Origin of the sequence: Sulfuriferula sp. GW1, from assembly GCF_047300855.1 — a bacterium.
Taxonomy (GTDB): Bacteria; Pseudomonadota; Gammaproteobacteria; order Burkholderiales; family Sulfuriferulaceae; genus Sulfuriferula.
Window position 1 is genome coordinate 241,974 of the sequence record NZ_CP170197.1, and the last position, 18,374, is coordinate 260,347.

The window sequence follows — 18,374 nt, forward strand, 5'->3', positions numbered from 1 at the left end:
CTATCAATTAACCATAGTTAGGGGAGTATCACAATGAAAAAGGAAGCAAGGCTGTCAAAGCGTTCTAACCAGCACAATCAGATGAATTGCTCAATGCAAGCCCGGAAGAAGCGGGCGATTACATTGACGCTGATGATGTTGGCAAGCGCCGTCGTGGTGGCCCCGAGCACTGTATACGGGCAGGAAACAGAGAAAACCAAGGAAACTGAAAAAACCAAGGCAACCACCCCCGCTCTCAAACTGGATACTGTAGTGGTGAAAGGGCAGGCCGATGACCGTCTTGGTGTCATACCGAAAGAGCCGATCAAATCGGTGTTCGGTTTTGACATGACGGTTAAGGAAACGCCTCGTTCGGTGACTTCGATTACCAGCGAGATGATGAACAACTTCGATATCACGAATATCAATGATCTGGTTGCACTGAGTCCAGGCGCCTTTACCCAGTCGTTCTTTGGGGTAGCCGGCTCGCTGGATTTGCGCGGCACGCCGGGCGAGGTGTATTTCCGAGGTATGCGACGAATTGAAAACCCGGGTAACTACCCGACCCCGATCGGGGCCAGCGATCATATCGACATCGTGCGTGGCCCGGCATCACCGATTTATGGTCCATCGCGCATTGGCGGCTATCTCAACTTCGTTCCCAAGTCGGCGCGCGCGGAAACCGGTCAGTACATGACCAGTAACAAAGGGCAGATCAGCGTAACGCGCGGCAGTTTCGACAAGAATATTCTCAGCGCCGAAGTCGGCGGACCGGGTGAATTGTTTGACAACAAGTTTGGCTACTATCTCTATGCACAGGATGAAAATTCCGGCTCCTATTATCAGAATACTTCGACCAAACAGAGCCTTTATCAGGGTTCGGTTGACATGGATCTGACCTCCAGCTCGCGCATCGAATTCGGGGGCATGTACCAGAATTACAATGGCAATCAGGTTGCCGGCTGGAACCGCCTCACGCAGGATCTGATCAACAATGGCACCTACATCACCGGCAGTCCGGCCTCGGCAGATACCAACGGCGATGGACTGATGTCGGCATCCGAAATCAAGGCTATCCCGGGTGGCCTGAATCCGTTCATCGTGAATCCAAAGGGGCAGTCTGCGGCTTCAGTCAATGCAACGCTGGCGGCCCACCCTGCGATGAAGCTGCTCAACCCCGGCACCGCGCACCTGGATGGAAGTCAGGTGCTAGTGCAGGAAGGTGATGTGTTGAAGGATGAGGTCACTACGCTGTATTTCGACTTTATCCACGATTTCAGCAGCCAGATGTCGATGACCAACAAGATGTTTTATGAGAATCTGGATAACCTCAACGAAAACGCTTACGGATTTTCGCAGTTCGCCAAAACCTACGCGTTTGAGGATGATCTGATTTTTGCCTATGACACCAAACATGGCAATCACGTCAAAGCAGCATATCAATTCAGTCCGTCGATCCGTTATCAGAATTTCGAACACGGCGGCAACTATGCGTATGAGTACTTTGATCGTCGCGATCTGACCAAGCCAGGCTCGCCCATCGACACGCGTACCCTTGCCACCCGCGGGCAGGAACCATATTCCACCCACGACATTGGTAGTTATCTCGATTACGGTCTGGCGCTGCTGGGGAAGTATGATTTTTACAAGGATGTGCACCTTCTGGTTGGTGGGCGCTATGACTGGCTCGATATGGAATCCACTTGTGTGCCCGGAGCGCTTACTTGCGGTGCGATTGCCGGGATCAAGCAGGCGAGAACTAATGGTGCCAAATCCTGGTCCGCCAGCCTGAGTTATGACATCCCGAAAACCGGTTTCAGCCCGTATGTGACCATCGCAAGCCAGAGCACCATGATTACCGGTCAGGGGGGCGAGATTGCTGCTTCTTTGCTGGCAAAAGACAATGCGGTAGCGGGCTCCAGGCTCAAGGAATACGGGGTGAAAGGCACCGTTCTGAATGGTCGTCTGTATACCTCGCTGGCGCATTTCGTGCAGGAACGGCTGGATTATAACGCGCAAGATACGGTGACCAATAACACCACCCAAGCGAAGGGCTGGGAGTTCGAGTTCCGCGGTTTGCTGACTGATAATCTGGTAATGACCGGCGCCTGGACCAATCTCAAGGTCTACAACCTGACCGCACTGCAGAATGGTACTCAGTTCAGCTTTGTGGGTGCGGGTGATCTTCCGGTGGGCGTTAATCCGGCAGATATGTATGGCGGCGCAGTGGGGGGGCTGATTCCTGCAGGCGATGGTCGCAAGGCTGGTGTGCCCGAGAATATCTATAGCCTGAATCTGTTGTACAACATCAATAAGGGGATGCTGTCTGGTGTGACCGGTTCGGTAGGTGTGGTCCATGTCGATTCGACCTACTCGGGGTTCTCGCAAGCAGTCAAGCTGCCCGCCTACACCTTGTTGAATGCGGGTGTCAGTTATGAAACCAAGGACTGGAAGATATCCTTGTATGGCAAGAACCTGACTAACGAGCGTTACTTCCGCTCCAACTTCACTGACCTGTTCGGCTCCAACGTGGTGCTGCCGGAATTGCCTCGTAACTACCAGGCAACAGTGACTTACAAGTTCTAAGCGCCTCATCCCGGCCGGTACGTCCAGACGTGCTGTGCCGGGGATTTGCGCGTCAATCGAATCAACGCAAGGAATCGCTGCACCCATGAATATTATGCTTAAAACCTTGTTGCCCCTGCTACTGAGTGTCGGGCTGCTGACCACTGGCACAGCACGCGGCGACACCACGACTATGGCTGTCACCAAGCGGATAGAAGTCAAGGTGGTCGTGGTGACCATGTTTGAAGTCGGCAAGGACAGCGGCGATCAGGCCGGAGAATTCCAGCTTTGGCACGAGCGCCAGAAACTTGATCAACGCTTCCCGTTCGCGCACCACCATGATTTGTATTTCAATCCCAGTACCGGTGTGCTCGGCATGGTCACCGGTGTCGGCACCGCAAAATCCGCCAGTGCAGTGATGGAACTGGGCATGGATCCACGTTTTGACCTCAGTCATGCCTACTGGCTGGTCGCCGGTATCGCCGGGTTCGACCCGGAAGATGCATCAATCGGTTCGGCCGCCTGGGCCGAGTATTTAGTGGATGCCGATTTGGCGTATGAAATTGATGCCCGCGAAATTCCCGCCGGTTGGAGTACCGGATATTTTGCGCGCGGGACCAAAGAGCCATACGATCCGAACAAGCCGGAGCCGACCGGGGAAATGTTTCATCTAAACCCGAAGATGACAGAGTGGGCCTATCAGCTGACCCGCAATATATATTTGCCGGATAGCCCGGTACTCCAGAAACGCCGTGCGCTGTATACCAACTTCCCAAACGCCCGCAGACCTCCTTTTGTGTTAAAGGGTGACAACCTGGCAGGTATGACTTATTGGCACGGCAAGCTTCTGAATGAGTGGGGGAATCGATGGGTCAAGTACTGGACGAATGGTAAGGGTAATTTCGTGTCGTCGGCCATGGAAGACACAGGCACCTATCAATCGCTTGTGTATCTGAGTCGGGCAGGCAAGGTGGACAAGAATCGGGTCATGGTGTTGCGGACGGCCAGTAATTACACCATGCCGCCACCGGGTGTCACGGCGGTGGATGACCTGCTGCAGGACCATGATGGTTATGCCGGCCTGGATGCCTCGGTGGAAGCGGCCTATCGAGTGGGTTCCAAAGTCGTTGACGAGATTGTCGATCACTGGGATGTGTATCGCAATAGGACTCCGGCAGAACTGCCAGTCGCACAGGTGCAGAATTAACACCAGATTTGCATGGCATTCGGCGCCCTGGGAGGGGATATGGTCAGAAATATAGCTGTACTGCTCTGCGCATTCTCGCTAGTGTCTAAGGCGCATGCCGAACCTGCCGTTGCTCCGATTCCGGTCAAAGTGGTGGTGGTGAGCATGTTTGAGCTGGGCAAGCCGACTGGCGATGCGCCCGGCGAATACCAGTTCTGGGTAGAGCGGCAAAAACTCGACCATATTTACCCGTTTCCACTGGGTGAATACGACCTGCGCATGAATGATCAGGGTCTGCTGGGTATTTGCACCGGCGGCGGTACCAGTAATGCTACCTCGTCGATTATGGCGCTGGGACTGGACCCGCGTTTTGACCTCTCCAAAGCCTATTGGGTGATCGCCGGCATCGCTGGGGGCGACCCGCAGGACGTGTCACTCGGCACTGCCGCCTGGGCGCGCCATGTGGTCGATGGCGACCTGTTGTACGAAATTGATGCCCGTGAAATCCCTGCCACATGGCCCTACGGCCTGTTGCCGCTGGGGGCCAAGCAGCCGAACGGAAAATCCATCGGCTGGACGGTCGATACCATCCATTTTCCGCTTAACGCCAAATTGGCCGAGTGGGCCTATGATCTTACCAAAGAGCATCCGGTGGCCGACAGCCCCGGCATTGCTGCGTTTCGCAAGCTCTACACCGGATATCCTAATGCGATCCGGCCACCCTTTGTGACTCTGGGCGACAACTTGTCAGCCAGCACCTACTGGCACGGCGACAAGCTCAACCAGTGGGCCAACGACTGGATGCATCTGCAAGCCGGCAAGGATAGTAATTTTATGATGGCGGACATGGAAGACAGTGGCACGCTCACCGCCCTGCGCCGCCTCGCGCGCACCCATCGGATTGACTTGGACCGCGTGCTGGTACTGCGTACCGCCAGCAATTACAGCATGCCGCCCAAGGGTAAAACAGCCGCCTGGAGTACTACCGCGCCCTATCCGGAAGAGGGTCGTCCGGCGCTGGAAGCGGCATACCAGGTGGGTAACCGGGTGGTACAGAAGTTGATTAACGGCTGGCCTGCGTACCGCGACAAACTGCCCGCGCAGCCTTGATGAGGCTGCGATGACGATAAGATTATTGCGCTTACTGGCCGGTTTGACCCTGCTGTTTGTCGGCACATCGTACGCGCAGGCCATACGCGAAGAGCCTGACATGCGTGTCATCCTGCTGGGGACGGGCGGGCCTGAATTGACACCGTATCGCGCAGGGTATGCCACGCTAGTTGAAGCTGGCGGGCAGACACTGCTTTTTGATGCCGGACGCAATGTACTGCAACGGCTCTACGAATCAAAGATCAAGGCTACCGATGTCACCCGGGTGTTCTTCACCCACCTTCACAGCGACCACATAGAAGGCCTGCCGGGATTGTGGATGACATCATGGTTTCTGCTTGGCCGTGATAAACCGATTCATGTCTGGGGTCCGCGCGGCACGGCTGACATGATCAAGGGAATGCAGACCATGTTTCAGTTTGATATGAGGCATCGGGTCAACCGGTTTAATGACATCAGGAATCTGCAGATTACAGTTACCGAGATCAAGGATGGAGTGATTTACGACCATGGAGGCGTCCGGGTGACCGCATTTTCAGTTTGGCATGGTGACGGCAATCCAGCCTTCGGTTATCGGATTGATTTCAGAAATCGATCTGTGGTGTTGTCTGGGGATACGACGTTTTCAGATCATGTCGTCAGCTACGGGCGCGGTGCCGACTTGATCGTTCACAACGTGATTGCAATGAGTAAACGGTTCACGGCAGCGCCGGAAATGGGGCCGGTCCTTGCCAAGCTGACGACACCTGAGCAGGCTGCGCGGGTGTTCATTGCAGCCAGACCTCGCATGGCTGTGTTTTCGCATATCGTCAAGAAAGAATTGCCTGGTCGATATGGCGATGAACTGATTATGCAGCGCGTACGCGCCGCCGGGTATCACGGGCCACTGGAAATGGGTTATGACCGTATGGTGATCGAGGTCGGCAACACGGTGAGAGTGTTGCAGCCTATCGCGACTGACAATCTTACGGATGAGGATAGAAAAGCTGCCTACGCCGCTTATTAGTTAGTACACATCGCCCATGCATAGCATGTCACTGCGGGTGATGGTGAGGTATTACATAGCGAACTTGAGGCATTTGGATTCAGGCATGTCGGTTGTATTTTTGGAGGGAATGCGTTGAAACTGAGTCGCGTATTGTTTGGCCTGACCTTGTTGTTCGCCACCGCAGTGTACGCCGCCGGCAGCGTTGACAAGATCGCCCCAAAGGTGATCGTGCTCGCCGGGTTCGAAGTCGGCGACGACACGGGCGACGCGCCGGGTGAATTCCAGTATTGGGTGGAACGCGAAAAACTCACTGGCACGCTGGCGGTTCCAGGCGCGCCACATCCGCTGCGCTACAACGCCGCCGGCCTCTATGGCAGCGTCGCGGGCAACACGCGCGACAAGCATCTTTCCACCGTGCCCGCCAGCGAGCTGATTATGGCGCTCTGCCTCGATCCGCAACTTGATCTGCGCAAGACGTACTGGATCATCAACGGCATCTCAGGAATCGACCCTGCCGCCGGTTCTATCGGCAGCGCGGGTCTGGGCAGCCAATGTGGTCGATGCCGATGCAATGCGCGAGATCGCCGAATCCGAGATGCCGAAAAGCTGGCCCTATGGCCTTTTCGCCATCGGTACGACAGCGCCGAACCTGCTGCCGAAAACGCACACCGACGCTGGCGGCTGGGGCGGGGCCACACTCAGCTACACGATGAATTACCCGCTCAACGCCGCGCTCACGCGCTGGGCTTATGGATTTTCCAGGAGCCATGCGACGCTCGAGGACTCACCTGCGCTGAAAGCCTGGCGCGAGAAATACACGGTTTATCCCGCCGCCCGGCAGCCGCCGCAGATCATGATGGGTGGCACGCTGGCCACGGCCCGCTATTGGCACGGGGAAGCGCGGACACAGTGGGCGCGCGACTGGGTGAAACTCTGGACCGGCGGCAAGGATAGGTTCGTCACCACGGCGATGGAGCAGGCCGCCTACGTTGGCACCCTGCAGCGCATGGCGAAACAGGGTCGCGTCGATTTCAACCGCGTGATGATGCTGCGCAGTGCGAGTAACTACAGTTTGCCGCCCACCGGTCAGGATGTGACGACCACGATCGGCGATGAATCACCGGGCACCGTACCGGCTTTCGAGTCGCAATATCGCGCAGGCTCAGTTGTGGTGCATGAGCTGCTCAAGCATTGGGATCGCTACGAGAAGGTAATACCGACGCCTTAAGGTTACGTAGTTTCTGCTGGGTGGCAATTTTTGGAGGAGATGAGATGAAGCTGCATTACCTATTGTTGGGTTTGAGCCTGTTGTTATCGAGTACGTTGCACGCTGCCGAGGCGCCAGCTAAGCCGGCGTATTACACGCCGACCGACACGATTCTGATTCTGGGCGCAGTGCCGCAGGAAATCCCGCCTTTTGTCGAGGCCATGACGCAGCGCGAGAAAAAGTCGCTGTGGGGAATCCCGTATTACACCGGCAAGATCGGCGGCAAGTCGGTGGTGGTGGCGATCACCGGCATCGGCAAGACCTTTACCGGGATGACCAGTACGTTGTTCATCACGCAATTCAAACCGCGGCTGGTGCTGATGAGCGGCACTGGTGCACGGATCAACCCTGATCTGCGTACCGGCGATGTGATTGTCGCCACCGTCACCTATGAGCATGACTATGGGAGCCAGACACGGAAGGGCATGGTGTATCGCCCGATGAATGGACCGAATAATGGCAATGAAGTTGAAAACGCATTCTCTCCGCCAGACAGCTTGCTCAAGATTGCCGATCAGGCCATCGCTACCTACGAAGCCCCGCAAGTTACCGCCAATGGCGCTACTTATACGATCAAGGCGCGGCGTGGTGTGGTTGCATCTTCAGATCTGTTCGGCGTCACCACACGGCGTATCGGGAGTCTGCGTAGTCGATTCCATGCGGATATTATGGAGATGGAATCGGCTCCGCTCGGCCATGTGTGTGAAACCCTGGGCGTTCCCTATGTGATTGTGCGCGCGGGCAGCAATGTGGCGCAGGAAGCACCGAATAACGATTACTTGCGGCTGGGACCGATTGCCGCGCGTCAGGCTGCGCTGTTTTCCCTGCATCTGCTGAAATATCTGTGAGCGCGTAAATAATGGTGCGTTATAACGGATAGTCATTATTGTTTTTTGTATTCCGGATTCGAGGTTGCTATGCGTAAACAGTGGGTTCTGATTTTTGTTCTGTTCATTCAACTGTTCGCAGGGGTGTCCGCGCAGGCCGATGAAGCCTGGTTCGATGCGGTCAAGACCAAGGCCACGCCGCAACAGCTGTACACCTTTCTGTATGCCCTGCCCAAGGGCGGCGACCTGCACGACCACCTGTCCGGTGCCGGGCGTTCGGAGTGGTGGTGGGACGCGGCGCTGGCGCAGCAGGCACGGGGCTACACCTATTACACCAAGGTGCGCATCGAAAACTGTGAACCGTATGATGTCAATGAGTTTGGTCACGCACCTTACCTAATGCTGTTCAGAAATGTGCAAGCGTCGAATTACGACAAGCTCAGCGCCTGCGAAAAGACTGAATACAAACGCCTGCAAGATCTGAGTCCGCAACAGAAAATCGGCTGGCTCAACAGCATCCGGCTTAACCGTTCGTATGAAGGCCGCGATGAATTTTTCAGCACACACTGGCAGCGGCTCAACGACCTTGCGGGCAATCCTTATGTGATCAGTGAAATCCTGTATCGCAACATGGAGGCTTTCAGTAAAGAGGGCGTTGTTTACCTTGAGCTCATGAATGGTGCGATGGGCTTCTTGAAGCCCGATGGCAGCGTTTTTTCGCCAGACGATGTAGTCGAAATCTATCGCAAGCGCCTGGCCTCCAGGGATGCCAAAGCCACAGGCGTGGAGGTTCGGTTTCAGACTTCAGTGCTGCGCTTCCTGCCGAATGCCGAAGAGCAATTAAGGGAGCAGTATGCTTTTGTCGACAAGCACCGTGATATGTATGTCGGCATTAATTTTGTCGGCCGTGAAGACAATGGCAAGGGCTATCCGCTACGCTTTCTGCCGACCCTGCGCGAGTTGCGCAAGCATTATCCCGACATCAATCTGGCAATTCACGCGGGCGAGGAGGACGAGCCGAATTACCATGTGCGCGATTCACTGCTGCTCGGCGCCAAGCGTATCGGCCACGGTGTCAACCTGATCGACGACCCGCAAACCATGCTGCTGGTGCGTGACAACCATTACATGGTCGAGATCAACCTCATCAGCAACCTGCTGCTCAATTATGTGAAAGATTTCTCCCAGCACCCATTTCCGGAATACTTGCGCTTTGGTATTCCGGTCGCCCTGTCCACCGACGACCGCGGCATGTGGGATTCCAATTTGACTGACGAATACTATGTTGCCGTCACCCAGTTCAATCTGTCGTGGAAAGAGATTGTACAAATGGGGCGTAACTCTCTGACCTACTCATTCCTCGATCAAACTACCAAGCAACGACTGCTCCGACAGTACGATCAACGCGTGGCGCGTTTCGAAGATCAGTTCAAGCAGAATGGATGGGATTCGCTAAAGCACGTGCATCCTGTCAGTTATTCGTTTCTGTGCAAGCACTACAAGTTGTGCTTGCAGGAAAAGACGGTATCTCATGAGTAATCGATGAGGAAGATAGTAAATCCATTTTTTAGGATTATGGTCAAAAAATGATTCAGGCAAAATCATTCCTGGCGATAATATTTGCATTCTCGTTTCTTCAGGCTAAAGCACAGGATGTCGCCATGGATGTGCCTGTTGGGACGATCAAGCGAATATCGCCATCGTCCACAGTCGCCAGTCCTGCAGCACCCAGACGCAAGGTGATCATCGATCAGGACGCGTTCGGCCCGGGTGGACCGAATCTGCAGCCCATCCTGATGGTGCTGCAGTCACCCGAAATAGAAGTGCTCGGTATCACGGTGGAAAGCGGTGACGGCTGGCAAAAGGAAAATGTTGCGCACACTTTGCGCATGCTCGAACTGATCGGCCGACCCGAGATTCCGGTCGTGCCGGGCGCGACTTATCCATTACTTAATACCGAGGAGGACACACGCCGCTGGGAGAAACTTTATGGCAAGCTTGCATACAAAGGCGCGTGGATGCGCAGTTGGCCGGACTATAACACGGTAAACCGGACGCGCTACCATGCCGCTGAAGTCGTGCCGCGTCTCGAGGAAGGCGAGCCCAGCATCAGGCCCGCCGCCGAAACCGCCGCTGCGTTTCTGGTGCGGAAGGTGCGCGAGTTTCCCGGCGAGGTCACCATTCTAGCTATGGGCCCGTTTACCAATCTCGCACTTGCGGCGCGTCTGGATGACCAGTTTGCGGCTCTCGCGCAGGAACTCGTATTCATGGGGGGTGCCTTCAATCCGGGTGCGTCCGCGATTGACGAGTTTTCGCTCCAGTACATCTACAGTCCGCGGACCGAGTTCAACAGCCGTTGGGATCCCGAGGCTGCCCACATGATGCTGCACGCCGGCTGGAAAAAAATCACCAGCATACCGCTCGACGCCACGGTACCGACCAAGCTCACCGCCGAACTCGCACAGCGTGCGGGCGCGGGCGAAACGCCAGTTACGAAATATTTCGCCAAATATGCCGGTATCGGGTTTCCAATGTGGGACGAGACGGCCGCTGCCGTACTACTCAAACCGGCGATTGCCACCGCGACCACAACTCTCGCGATGGACATTGTGGTTGATCACGGTGCGACCTATGGTGCTACATTAAGCTGGCCAGCTGGCGGCGGTCCGGGGCTGGGCGAGCCAAATGTGACTGTGGTGCGCGCGATAGATGTTGGTCAGCTTGATGCGTTGTTCGTTTATCTACTCCAACAACGGCCTTGAATCACAACCATGCACCCGCTTGGAAAACGCCGCCATGCTCAGCGTGCGACAGGCGATGTCAGGGAAACCAGCCCCACTGCTTGATCTGCTGTATATCGAGTCGTTGCGGATCGGGCGGCGAGACTGGAACATGGAGGGTTGTGTTTACTTGTTGAGGTTGACGCCGTAGACACCTGCGCTGTTATCCTTCCAGGCAGTAAGGAAGCTGACATTATCAATGCCATCATCACGTGCGACCTGCTGTACATTCAGTGCGGAGTCATAGAGCACACGGCCTGCCGTGGCGAGGCGTACGAAAGACCAGTTGTGATCGGCCCCGTTCTGAACCCGGGTCAACTTCCCCTGCTTCCTGATGTAGTTGACGATGATATCCCGATTGGTGTCTGGTGCCGCGAAGATGGTCTTGGATCCATCCAGTCCCGGAAAGCCACCACCTCCACTGGCCCGGTAGTTATTGGTAGCCACTATGAACTCCTGTGTCTGGTTAACAGACTTGCCATTGTAGGTAAGGTTGACTATTCGTGCGCCTATAGGTTTGCTGACATCGATCTGAAATTTGACGCCATTGATCACGTCAAAATTGCTGGAGGGAAATTTGCTGTTAATCAGGTACTGATCGGCGGTGCTGGTCGGGTTGATCTGATTGAATTGTTCTGCTGACTTCTCAAGCCAGGCCCTGAGAATGCCGCCATCGATTTTCACTGCCTGCAGTGTGTTTGGGTAAACATAAAGATCCGCCACATTCTTGATGGCAATCCCGCCAGCTGGAATATCGGTGTACCCTGTGCCGCCGAAGTTCGTCTTATATGGCGCGGCCGCGGATAGCACCGGCAGATTCTGATATTGTGGTAGATTCTGCTGGATATAGTTTTTTACGTAGGCTGTTTGAGCATTGTTGATCAGTTGCATGGCCGTTGTGTCACCCACTTGGGCAAAAAAGGTGGCAATACGATATGCACTTTGACCGATCGGAGTGTTGACGTACTGTATGGTGGCCTCATGCTCCGCCTTGACCAGATCGGCAATCTTGGGATCAGGAACAACGGCGTGAATGACACCGTGCGCATCCCGCGTGGCGATGGGTTTCAGTTCGGCTGAGGCTTTCCCCACTTTCCAGCTACTGCCGGTGTACTCCAGATTCAGGCGAATCAGGCCCAGATTGTTACCCCAGAACCCGCTCATGACCGTCGGCATGCCGAAGAGTGTGCCTTTGACATTGTCCACATTCGGCAGGTTGGCGTAGTTCTTCCCGTTGGGGAAAAAGCTGTGTGAATGACCGGAGAAGATTGCGTCTACACCCTTGACCTCGGCGACATAGTACGCAGTATTCTCTGAGGCTGGTGTGTAGGGCCGTGTGGAGATGCCGCCATGTACCAGGGCAACCACGATATCTGCACCCTTGGCGCGCATCTCCGGTATGTATTTTTCGGCGCTTTCCTTTACACCTTCGACATAGACCTTTCCATTCAGAAATTTCTTGTCCCATTGCATGATGCCTGGCGGTGTGAAGCCGATCACTCCGATGTGAATCGTTTCGCCGTCGAATTTCCGATCCAGAATTACATAGGGCCTGAACAAGGGTTGCTTGTCGACGACTTTATATACGTTTGCCAATACCAAAGGAAAGTTTGGCCCTTTGCATGAGTTGCCATTGTGCGTGACCTGGTTCAGATAGGGTAGGCCGTAGTTGAACTCGTGATTGCCGATGTTGCCGGCGTCATACTTCAGGTAATTCATCACTTTGTATTGGGCCAGGGGTTCGCTGCAGGTCACAGGGTGAATAGTGGCCTGATAGTCGGCTAGCGCAGTGCCCTGGATGGTGTCGCCGTTATCCAGTAACAGGGTGTTGGGGTTTTTTTCACGAACCTGCTCGATAAGCGTCGCGGTACGTTCCAGGCCTATGGTCTTATCCTCGGCGGTCTTGTAATAATCGTAGCTCAGAATATTGCTATGGAGATCGGTGGTTTCCATCAATACCACATCTATCTGCTTGCCAACTGGAGGCGTGGTACCCGTCAGGTGAGCGCTATAGTGAGCACATCCACCTAGCCCCATGCCTGAAATTAGCAATGCTGCAGCGCAGAGCCGACGCATGTGCCGCCAGAGTTTCTGATGTATAGGTAAAGTCATATGCTCACCGGAAAAAATAGTTGAATTCGCTATATTTATTACAATTCAATTTGGCTTAAGTTAGTTCTAGGCTCTGTGTAAACCATTACATATTAACCAATGGCTTGCTTTTTGTGATTGCTCTCTACTTGACGTATTGAAGACAGGCAAGAGAATGCAAACGCAGCCTTCTGGCGCTGCCTCCTGATTTATTCTCTCATTCACCGGCATACCACGATCAAAATCGTACGCACTATTATCGTGCAGGCGTTGCTGATTTTGCTGCGTCATAGCGCATAAAATCGAATCATAAAATTCTGATTAATGGACATAATTTTTATAACACATTGATTAATGGCGATTATTAATTCTGGCATGGCGTTTGCATTGTACACAAAAGCTAGATTACTTGGATTCAATTTTATGTTTCTAACCTGGTTTTTCCCCGTCTGCCTGGTGTCCGCCATTTTCCGGCCACGCCATGTAGTCGCGACGTTCAATTGAATCACAATCAGTTGGCTATTGTTTTGGGCGTGCCGCAATGCAAAGTCCCGGACATTTTTTTGCAGTACACATTTAATTTCCGGGCCGTGCGAGCGGCCTGCTCACCGCGAGGAGACGGACCATGCTGGCCTATTTGATTCAATTGAGTGTCATGTCGGGGGGGCTGCTGCCGCTCATGGCAGTGCTATTGCTGCTTGCACTGATGATCATCGTGGAGCGGTTCTACTATTTCAACTGGATCATCCGCATGGGCCATGCGATGGAATTCGCGGTGCAGAAGGTTCGCTATGGAGACCGCAAGGCCCTGCAACAGGTGGTGGAACACTATGCGGGCGCACCGCAGACCGTGGTATTGGCCACCGCCCTGAGTTCCCGCGGCGAGAATGCCGAAGTGATGGACCGCCATATCGAGGAAAACATGCTCTGGCAGCTGCCCAAGCTGGATCGTTTGCTCTGGGTTCTGGACACCACGGTCACGCTGGCGCCGCTGCTGGGTCTATTTGGCACCATCATCGGCATGATCGAGACCTTTGACGTGCTGGGAGACGCGAACAATCCCAATGCGGTGACAGGAGGTATCGGGCATGCCCTGATCGCCACCGGCGGCGGACTCTTCATCGCCATTATTACCGTGGTTTTCCTGAACTACTTCAACAAGCGCGTGCGTCTGGCCATGCATCAGATGGAACTGCTCAAGACCATGGTCATCAACCGGCTGCATGGCGGGGGAGTGGCGCTAGCCTCAGCAGGGGACGTGTATAGCCTGTCACATACCTCGAGCGCCCCGACCGAATCCGGTCAACCAAAGACCGCATATTCCTGATCCGGAGGCCCTATGGCAAAAACCCACCATTACTTCGAAGTTGAGCGTGCGCGCATCGAGATCATCCCCATGATCGACATCATGATGTTCCTGCTGGTGTTCTTCATCATGGTGACGCTCAAGATGATTCCCGGTACGGGAGTCCAGCTGCATTTGCCTGGAGCGAGCACCGCGGAAAAATTGCCTCCGACCCAGATCGTCATCGGGGTGCGGGGGGACGGCAGCATGCTGGTGAAGGATCAGCCGATGAATGCTGCGCAGTTGGCGGAGTACTTGCGGGGGCTGCACACAGGACGTGACCTGCAGGTGATCATTGCCGGCGACAAGACGGTCTCCCTGCAGGATTTGCTCAAAGTCATGGATATTGCGCGGGCACAGGGGATCACTGGCGTGGGTATTGCAACCCGTGAGGGGGCTCAGTGAGCGCGCTGGCTGAGAGGGCTGAGTATGATGTAGGCGCTTTGGCATCCATGCCGGACATGGTCAAGGAACATCGCCTCCCACTGGTCAAAGCCGCGTTGCTTGCCTTGCTTATCGAAGGAGTTCTACTGGGCCTGGTTGCTTATCTGCTGGTCAGGGAAAACCACCCAAAGCAGATTACCCAGGTCACTGAATTCATTCCTATGGTATTACCCAAGTCAGAACCAAAGCCGGAACCAAAAACCGAAGCAGCTAAGCCGGAGTCGGTCAAGCGTGTGGTCGCTCACGAGCCCACTCCTCCCAAGGCGGAGCCAACACCTGTACCGCCTCCCGTAACCCCAGCGCCGAGCCCAATTTCGACTCCAACCTCTGAGATACCACCTGCTCCGACTCCTGCCCCTAGCACACCACCCAGTCCCCCGGTTGCCCAACCCGTAACTAGCACATCGGGCAAGCCGACTCCGGTGAGCCAGGACGAGGGCAGTAGCGATATTGTCGCGTTAAGTCGTAGTAAGCCCAATTATCCGCGGCGCGCTGTACAGGCAGGTTTAGAGGGTTGGGTCAAACTTAGCTTTATCGTGACGGCGGATGGCCAAGTGAGGGACATAAAAGTATTGGATGCGAATCCTCCCCGGATCTTTGACCAGGAGGCTATGCGTGCCATTCGGGAGTGGACCTTTCAGCCCCGGAAGCTGGGCGGAAAACCTGTCGATGGGAAGGCTATACAAACTGTCGAGTTCAAGTTGAGTGCGCAGTGAGTTACCAGCGCCATTGGCCAGATTTCTTGTGTCTGCCCGTGTGGCAAGAACAGTTTTATCAAGGGTGGTTGTGCGAGTGCGCCGCCGGATCGTCGCAGACTGGAAAATTCCTGTGCGTTGAGTTAACGAATCATTTATGGAGTTGAAAATAATGAAATTTGGGTTCTTGCTTGCAGGTTTGGCTCTTGTATTCGCGACCATGCTGCACGCAGACGAAACGCCATTCATTCCGCCGCAACACAAGCACACCAATCAGATTCATGTCAGCGCCGCAGTGCCTCCGCAGATTCTCCGGCCCAAGCTGGTTGTGGTGACCTATTTTGAGGTTGGTCACGACACAGGAGATAAACCCGGTGAGTTGCAGTTCTGGGTGGAGCGCGACCATCTCAACCGCAGTATTGAGGTCCCTGGCATGACTCATCCAGTGCGCGCCAATGCCGATGGATCCGAGATCGCGGTGGTCGTGGGACCAGGCCAGATTCGCCCTGCGGTAAATCTAATGGCACTCGGCCATGATTCCCGGTTCGATCTGCGCAAAAGCTACTGGCTAATCAATGGTATTGCAGGTGTATCACCCGAGGATGGTTCGCTTGGGGCGGCATTCTGGACCGACTATATTATTAACGGCGATCTGCTGCACCTCATCGACCCGCGCGAGATGCCCAAGGACTGGTCCGATGGCTTCTATGCCATTGACAAAACCCGGCCTGACGAACAGCCTCGCGTACCCGCCGGATCAAGCGAAGACGTACGGACCTGGTCTCATGATCAGGCTCATATCAATGAGCGCGGCACGGTCGTGCAGATGAATCCCAAGCTACTTCGTTGGGCCTATGCTCTCACCAAAGATATACGTTTGCCACAGAACGAAGCAATGCAATCCCTGGGCGCGAAATACATTGGGTATCCTGCTGCGCAGCATCCACCACGAGTCGCTATAGGTGCAAATATAGCAGGTGAGACCTTCTGGCATGGCTCACTGATGGATGCCTGGGCACATCGCTGGGTGATCTACGAGACCGATGGTCAGGCGCGCCTGGGTACTACAGCGATGAACGATTCCGGTGCCATGGTGGCGCTCTATTCGCTGACCAAAGCCGGCCGAGCCGATTGGAACCGAGCCCTCCTTCTTCGCACAGCGAGTAACTTTGACCGCCAGCCCGATGGCATGACTGCGGAACAGAGTGCCAACGCCGAGCAGCACGGTGCCTACACAGGATACGATGCCTCGCTGGAGACTGCATATCAGGTTGGAAGTCGTGTTGCTAAGGCGATCCTGGCCGGGCAAGAGCCACGCACAACCCGAGCAGCATTAATCAACGTGCAAAACTGACTGGGATTATGGGGTAAACAGCGTCCAAATTTGACCTCTCTGGGTTGCGCCAACATTCGGTCTTTTGATCGGGGAAGGATGGTGTGTTATGTATCCTTGCGGGTGAATGCGCACCCTCTTCTGCTGGTGGCGAACGGCAAGCTCATTGCCGAACAGCCTGCCATTTCTGGTGGCCTCGACCCTTGGCACTACATGTGTCGGAGCTGGAGAAGAAACCAGGCGCATTACGCCATGACGCGTCGTTTCATGATTGGGTGATCCTCAACAATTGTACGCACTGATCAAACAACTAATCCTCCATCACAGCCAAGAGTCTCATGCTTAAACTATACAGTTCTGTTTTGTTTCTATCCGTGGCGCTATTGGCCGGTGCGACCAATGCGGCTCAGTTGCTCGCTGGCCCAATGGTGGGTAGCGTCAGCATGCGTAGCGCCATTATCTGGGTGCAATCCAATGAGGCGACACAGGCCTGGATAAAGTACCGCACGCCTGATGGAAAATGGCATCACACTGATAAAACCCCGCTCGCGGCTGTGCACCACTATACGGGGCACTTGCCTGTTACCGCGCTGGAACCCGGTCAGCATTATGAATATCAGGTGATGTTTGACAGCAGGCCTGCTGGCAGCAAGCTAAGTTTCACCACACAACCACTGTGGCAGTGGCGTGGCGAACCGCCACCGTTTACTGCCCTGACTGGCTCCTGCCTGTATATCAACGAAACAAAATACGATCGTCCCGGCAAGCCTTATGGCGGCCAGTATGAAATTCTCAAAAGCATGGCCGCAGTCAAACCCGATCTGACCATCTGGCTGGGTGACAACCTGTATTTCCGCGAAGTTGATTATGGTAGCCCACTCGATATGCCGCTGCGCTACCAGCGCGACCGCGCCCTACCCGAGCTGCAAGCCTTGTTGCAAACAGGGCAGCACTATGCCATCTGGGATGATCATGATTATGGCACTGACGATAGCGACAAGAGCTTCATTTTCAAGCGCGAAAGCCTTGATCTATTCAAAGATTACTGGGCCAATCCGAGTTATGGCACACCCGAAACACCAGGTGTATTTACCAAGGTCAGCTATAACGATGTGGACTTTTTCCTTCTTGACGACCGCTATTACCGGGATAACCAGAAAATGCCGGATTCTGCCCAGAAAGTCATGTTCGGCAAAGCGCAACTGGACTGGCTCAAGAATGCGCTGCTGGGGTCTACCGCCAGCTTCAAAATCATTGCTGCTGGCGGGCAAATGCTTAACGACGAAAATAAATATGAGGGCTGGCAAAGTTACAGCGAGGAACGCCAGAGCTTCTTGGTCTGGCTGGCGCAAGCACGTATCAACGGCGTGCTGTTTTTGTCGGGCGACCGTCACCAGACTGAATTGCTGCGCCTGCCACGCGCCGGTGCCTATCCACTGTATGAACTGACCTGTTCGCCTATTACCTCTAGCAGCCACAGCATAATCAGCGCAGCCAAAAACCCGGTGCTGGTAGAAGGCACACTAGTAGGCGAGCGTAATTACTGCACCATGAGCTTTACCGGATCGCTCAAGGAGCGTGTCATGGATGTGAAAAGCTTCAACGTAAAAGGTAAACCGCTATGGGAAAAGCGCATCGGGCTAAAAGAACTCACGCTACCACGTTAGGCCAGGCAATAGCATGCGCGGCTTGATCGGCCTGACACTGACTTCTGCACCGGCCATACCACAATCAAGATCGTACGCACTATTATCGCGCAGGCGT

General features: G+C 54.7%; 14 protein-coding genes and 1 pseudogene. 14 read left to right on the forward strand and 1 reads right to left on the reverse strand.

Annotated elements, in window-relative coordinates; genetic code table 11:
• Positions 1 to 93: 93 nt before the first annotated feature.
• From ACFDAU_RS01180 to ACFDAU_RS01220, 9 genes and pseudogenes are all read left to right on the forward strand, one after another.
• A complete protein-coding gene (locus ACFDAU_RS01180) occupies positions 94 to 2,565 on the forward strand; it encodes a TonB-dependent siderophore receptor (RefSeq protein ID WP_413438255.1) in 2,472 nt (823 codons plus the stop codon).
• A gap of 85 nt (positions 2,566 to 2,650) precedes the next feature.
• Positions 2,651 to 3,751, forward strand: a complete 1,101-nt coding sequence (locus ACFDAU_RS01185; RefSeq protein ID WP_413438256.1) for a hypothetical protein — start codon at positions 2,651 to 2,653, stop codon at positions 3,749 to 3,751.
• A gap of 12 nt (positions 3,752 to 3,763) precedes the next feature.
• Positions 3,764 to 4,840 carry a hypothetical protein gene (locus ACFDAU_RS01190; protein ID WP_413438257.1) on the forward strand — a complete coding sequence of 359 codons (1,077 nt, stop codon included), beginning with the start codon at positions 3,764 to 3,766 and terminating at the stop codon, positions 4,838 to 4,840.
• A gap of 10 nt (positions 4,841 to 4,850) precedes the next feature.
• A complete protein-coding gene (locus ACFDAU_RS01195) occupies positions 4,851 to 5,846 on the forward strand; it encodes an MBL fold metallo-hydrolase (RefSeq protein ID WP_413438258.1) in 996 nt (331 codons plus the stop codon).
• A gap of 210 nt (positions 5,847 to 6,056) precedes the next feature.
• Positions 6,057 to 6,305, forward strand: a pseudogene (locus ACFDAU_RS01200) (hypothetical protein); the annotation flags it as partial.
• Positions 6,289 to 7,056, forward strand: coding sequence for a hypothetical protein (locus tag ACFDAU_RS01205; protein WP_413438259.1), 768 nt, complete (start codon positions 6,289 to 6,291; stop codon positions 7,054 to 7,056). The pseudogene ACFDAU_RS01200 and the gene ACFDAU_RS01205, both read left to right, overlap by 17 nt.
• 44 nt (positions 7,057 to 7,100) lie before the next feature.
• Positions 7,101 to 7,943 (forward strand): 5'-methylthioadenosine/S-adenosylhomocysteine nucleosidase, encoded by an 843-nt coding sequence (gene mtnN / locus ACFDAU_RS01210; RefSeq protein WP_413438260.1) that lies wholly within the window; start codon positions 7,101 to 7,103, stop codon positions 7,941 to 7,943.
• A 69-nt stretch (positions 7,944 to 8,012) separates the two neighbouring features.
• Positions 8,013 to 9,461, forward strand: coding sequence for an adenosine deaminase family protein (locus ACFDAU_RS01215; protein WP_413438261.1), 1,449 nt, complete (start codon positions 8,013 to 8,015; stop codon positions 9,459 to 9,461).
• Between the two features lie 122 nt (positions 9,462 to 9,583).
• Positions 9,584 to 10,684 (forward strand): nucleoside hydrolase, encoded by a 1,101-nt coding sequence (locus ACFDAU_RS01220; RefSeq protein WP_413438262.1) that lies wholly within the window; start codon positions 9,584 to 9,586, stop codon positions 10,682 to 10,684.
• Between the two features lie 144 nt (positions 10,685 to 10,828).
• Here the strand turns inward: ACFDAU_RS01220 and ACFDAU_RS01225 are convergent, their stop codons facing one another.
• Entirely contained in the window at positions 10,829 to 12,814 is a 1,986-nt protein-coding gene (locus tag ACFDAU_RS01225; RefSeq protein ID WP_413438263.1) for a bifunctional 2',3'-cyclic-nucleotide 2'-phosphodiesterase/3'-nucleotidase, read from the reverse strand.
• A 604-nt stretch (positions 12,815 to 13,418) separates the two neighbouring features.
• Here ACFDAU_RS01225 and ACFDAU_RS01230 point away from each other — a divergent pair.
• The 5 genes from ACFDAU_RS01230 (at position 13,419) to ACFDAU_RS01250 (ending at position 18,277) form a co-directional block, all read left to right on the forward strand.
• Positions 13,419 to 14,120 carry a MotA/TolQ/ExbB proton channel family protein gene (locus ACFDAU_RS01230; RefSeq protein WP_413438253.1) on the forward strand — a complete coding sequence of 234 codons (702 nt, stop codon included), beginning with the start codon at positions 13,419 to 13,421 and terminating at the stop codon, positions 14,118 to 14,120.
• 12 nt (positions 14,121 to 14,132) lie between these two features.
• The gene (locus ACFDAU_RS01235) at positions 14,133 to 14,543 is read left to right on the forward strand and encodes an ExbD/TolR family protein (RefSeq protein ID WP_413438254.1); all 411 of its coding nucleotides are present in this window, start codon (positions 14,133 to 14,135) and stop codon (positions 14,541 to 14,543) included.
• Positions 14,544 to 14,743: 200 nt separating this feature from the next.
• The gene (locus ACFDAU_RS01240) at positions 14,744 to 15,298 is read left to right on the forward strand and encodes a TonB family protein (protein ID WP_413439481.1); all 555 of its coding nucleotides are present in this window, start codon (positions 14,744 to 14,746) and stop codon (positions 15,296 to 15,298) included.
• 136 nt (positions 15,299 to 15,434) lie between these two features.
• The gene (locus tag ACFDAU_RS01245; RefSeq protein ID WP_413438264.1) at positions 15,435 to 16,631 is read left to right on the forward strand and encodes a hypothetical protein; all 1,197 of its coding nucleotides are present in this window, start codon (positions 15,435 to 15,437) and stop codon (positions 16,629 to 16,631) included.
• Between the two features lie 317 nt (positions 16,632 to 16,948).
• The gene (locus tag ACFDAU_RS01250) at positions 16,949 to 18,277 is read left to right on the forward strand and encodes an alkaline phosphatase D family protein (protein ID WP_413438265.1); all 1,329 of its coding nucleotides are present in this window, start codon (positions 16,949 to 16,951) and stop codon (positions 18,275 to 18,277) included.
• Positions 18,278 to 18,374 lie beyond the last annotated feature (97 nt).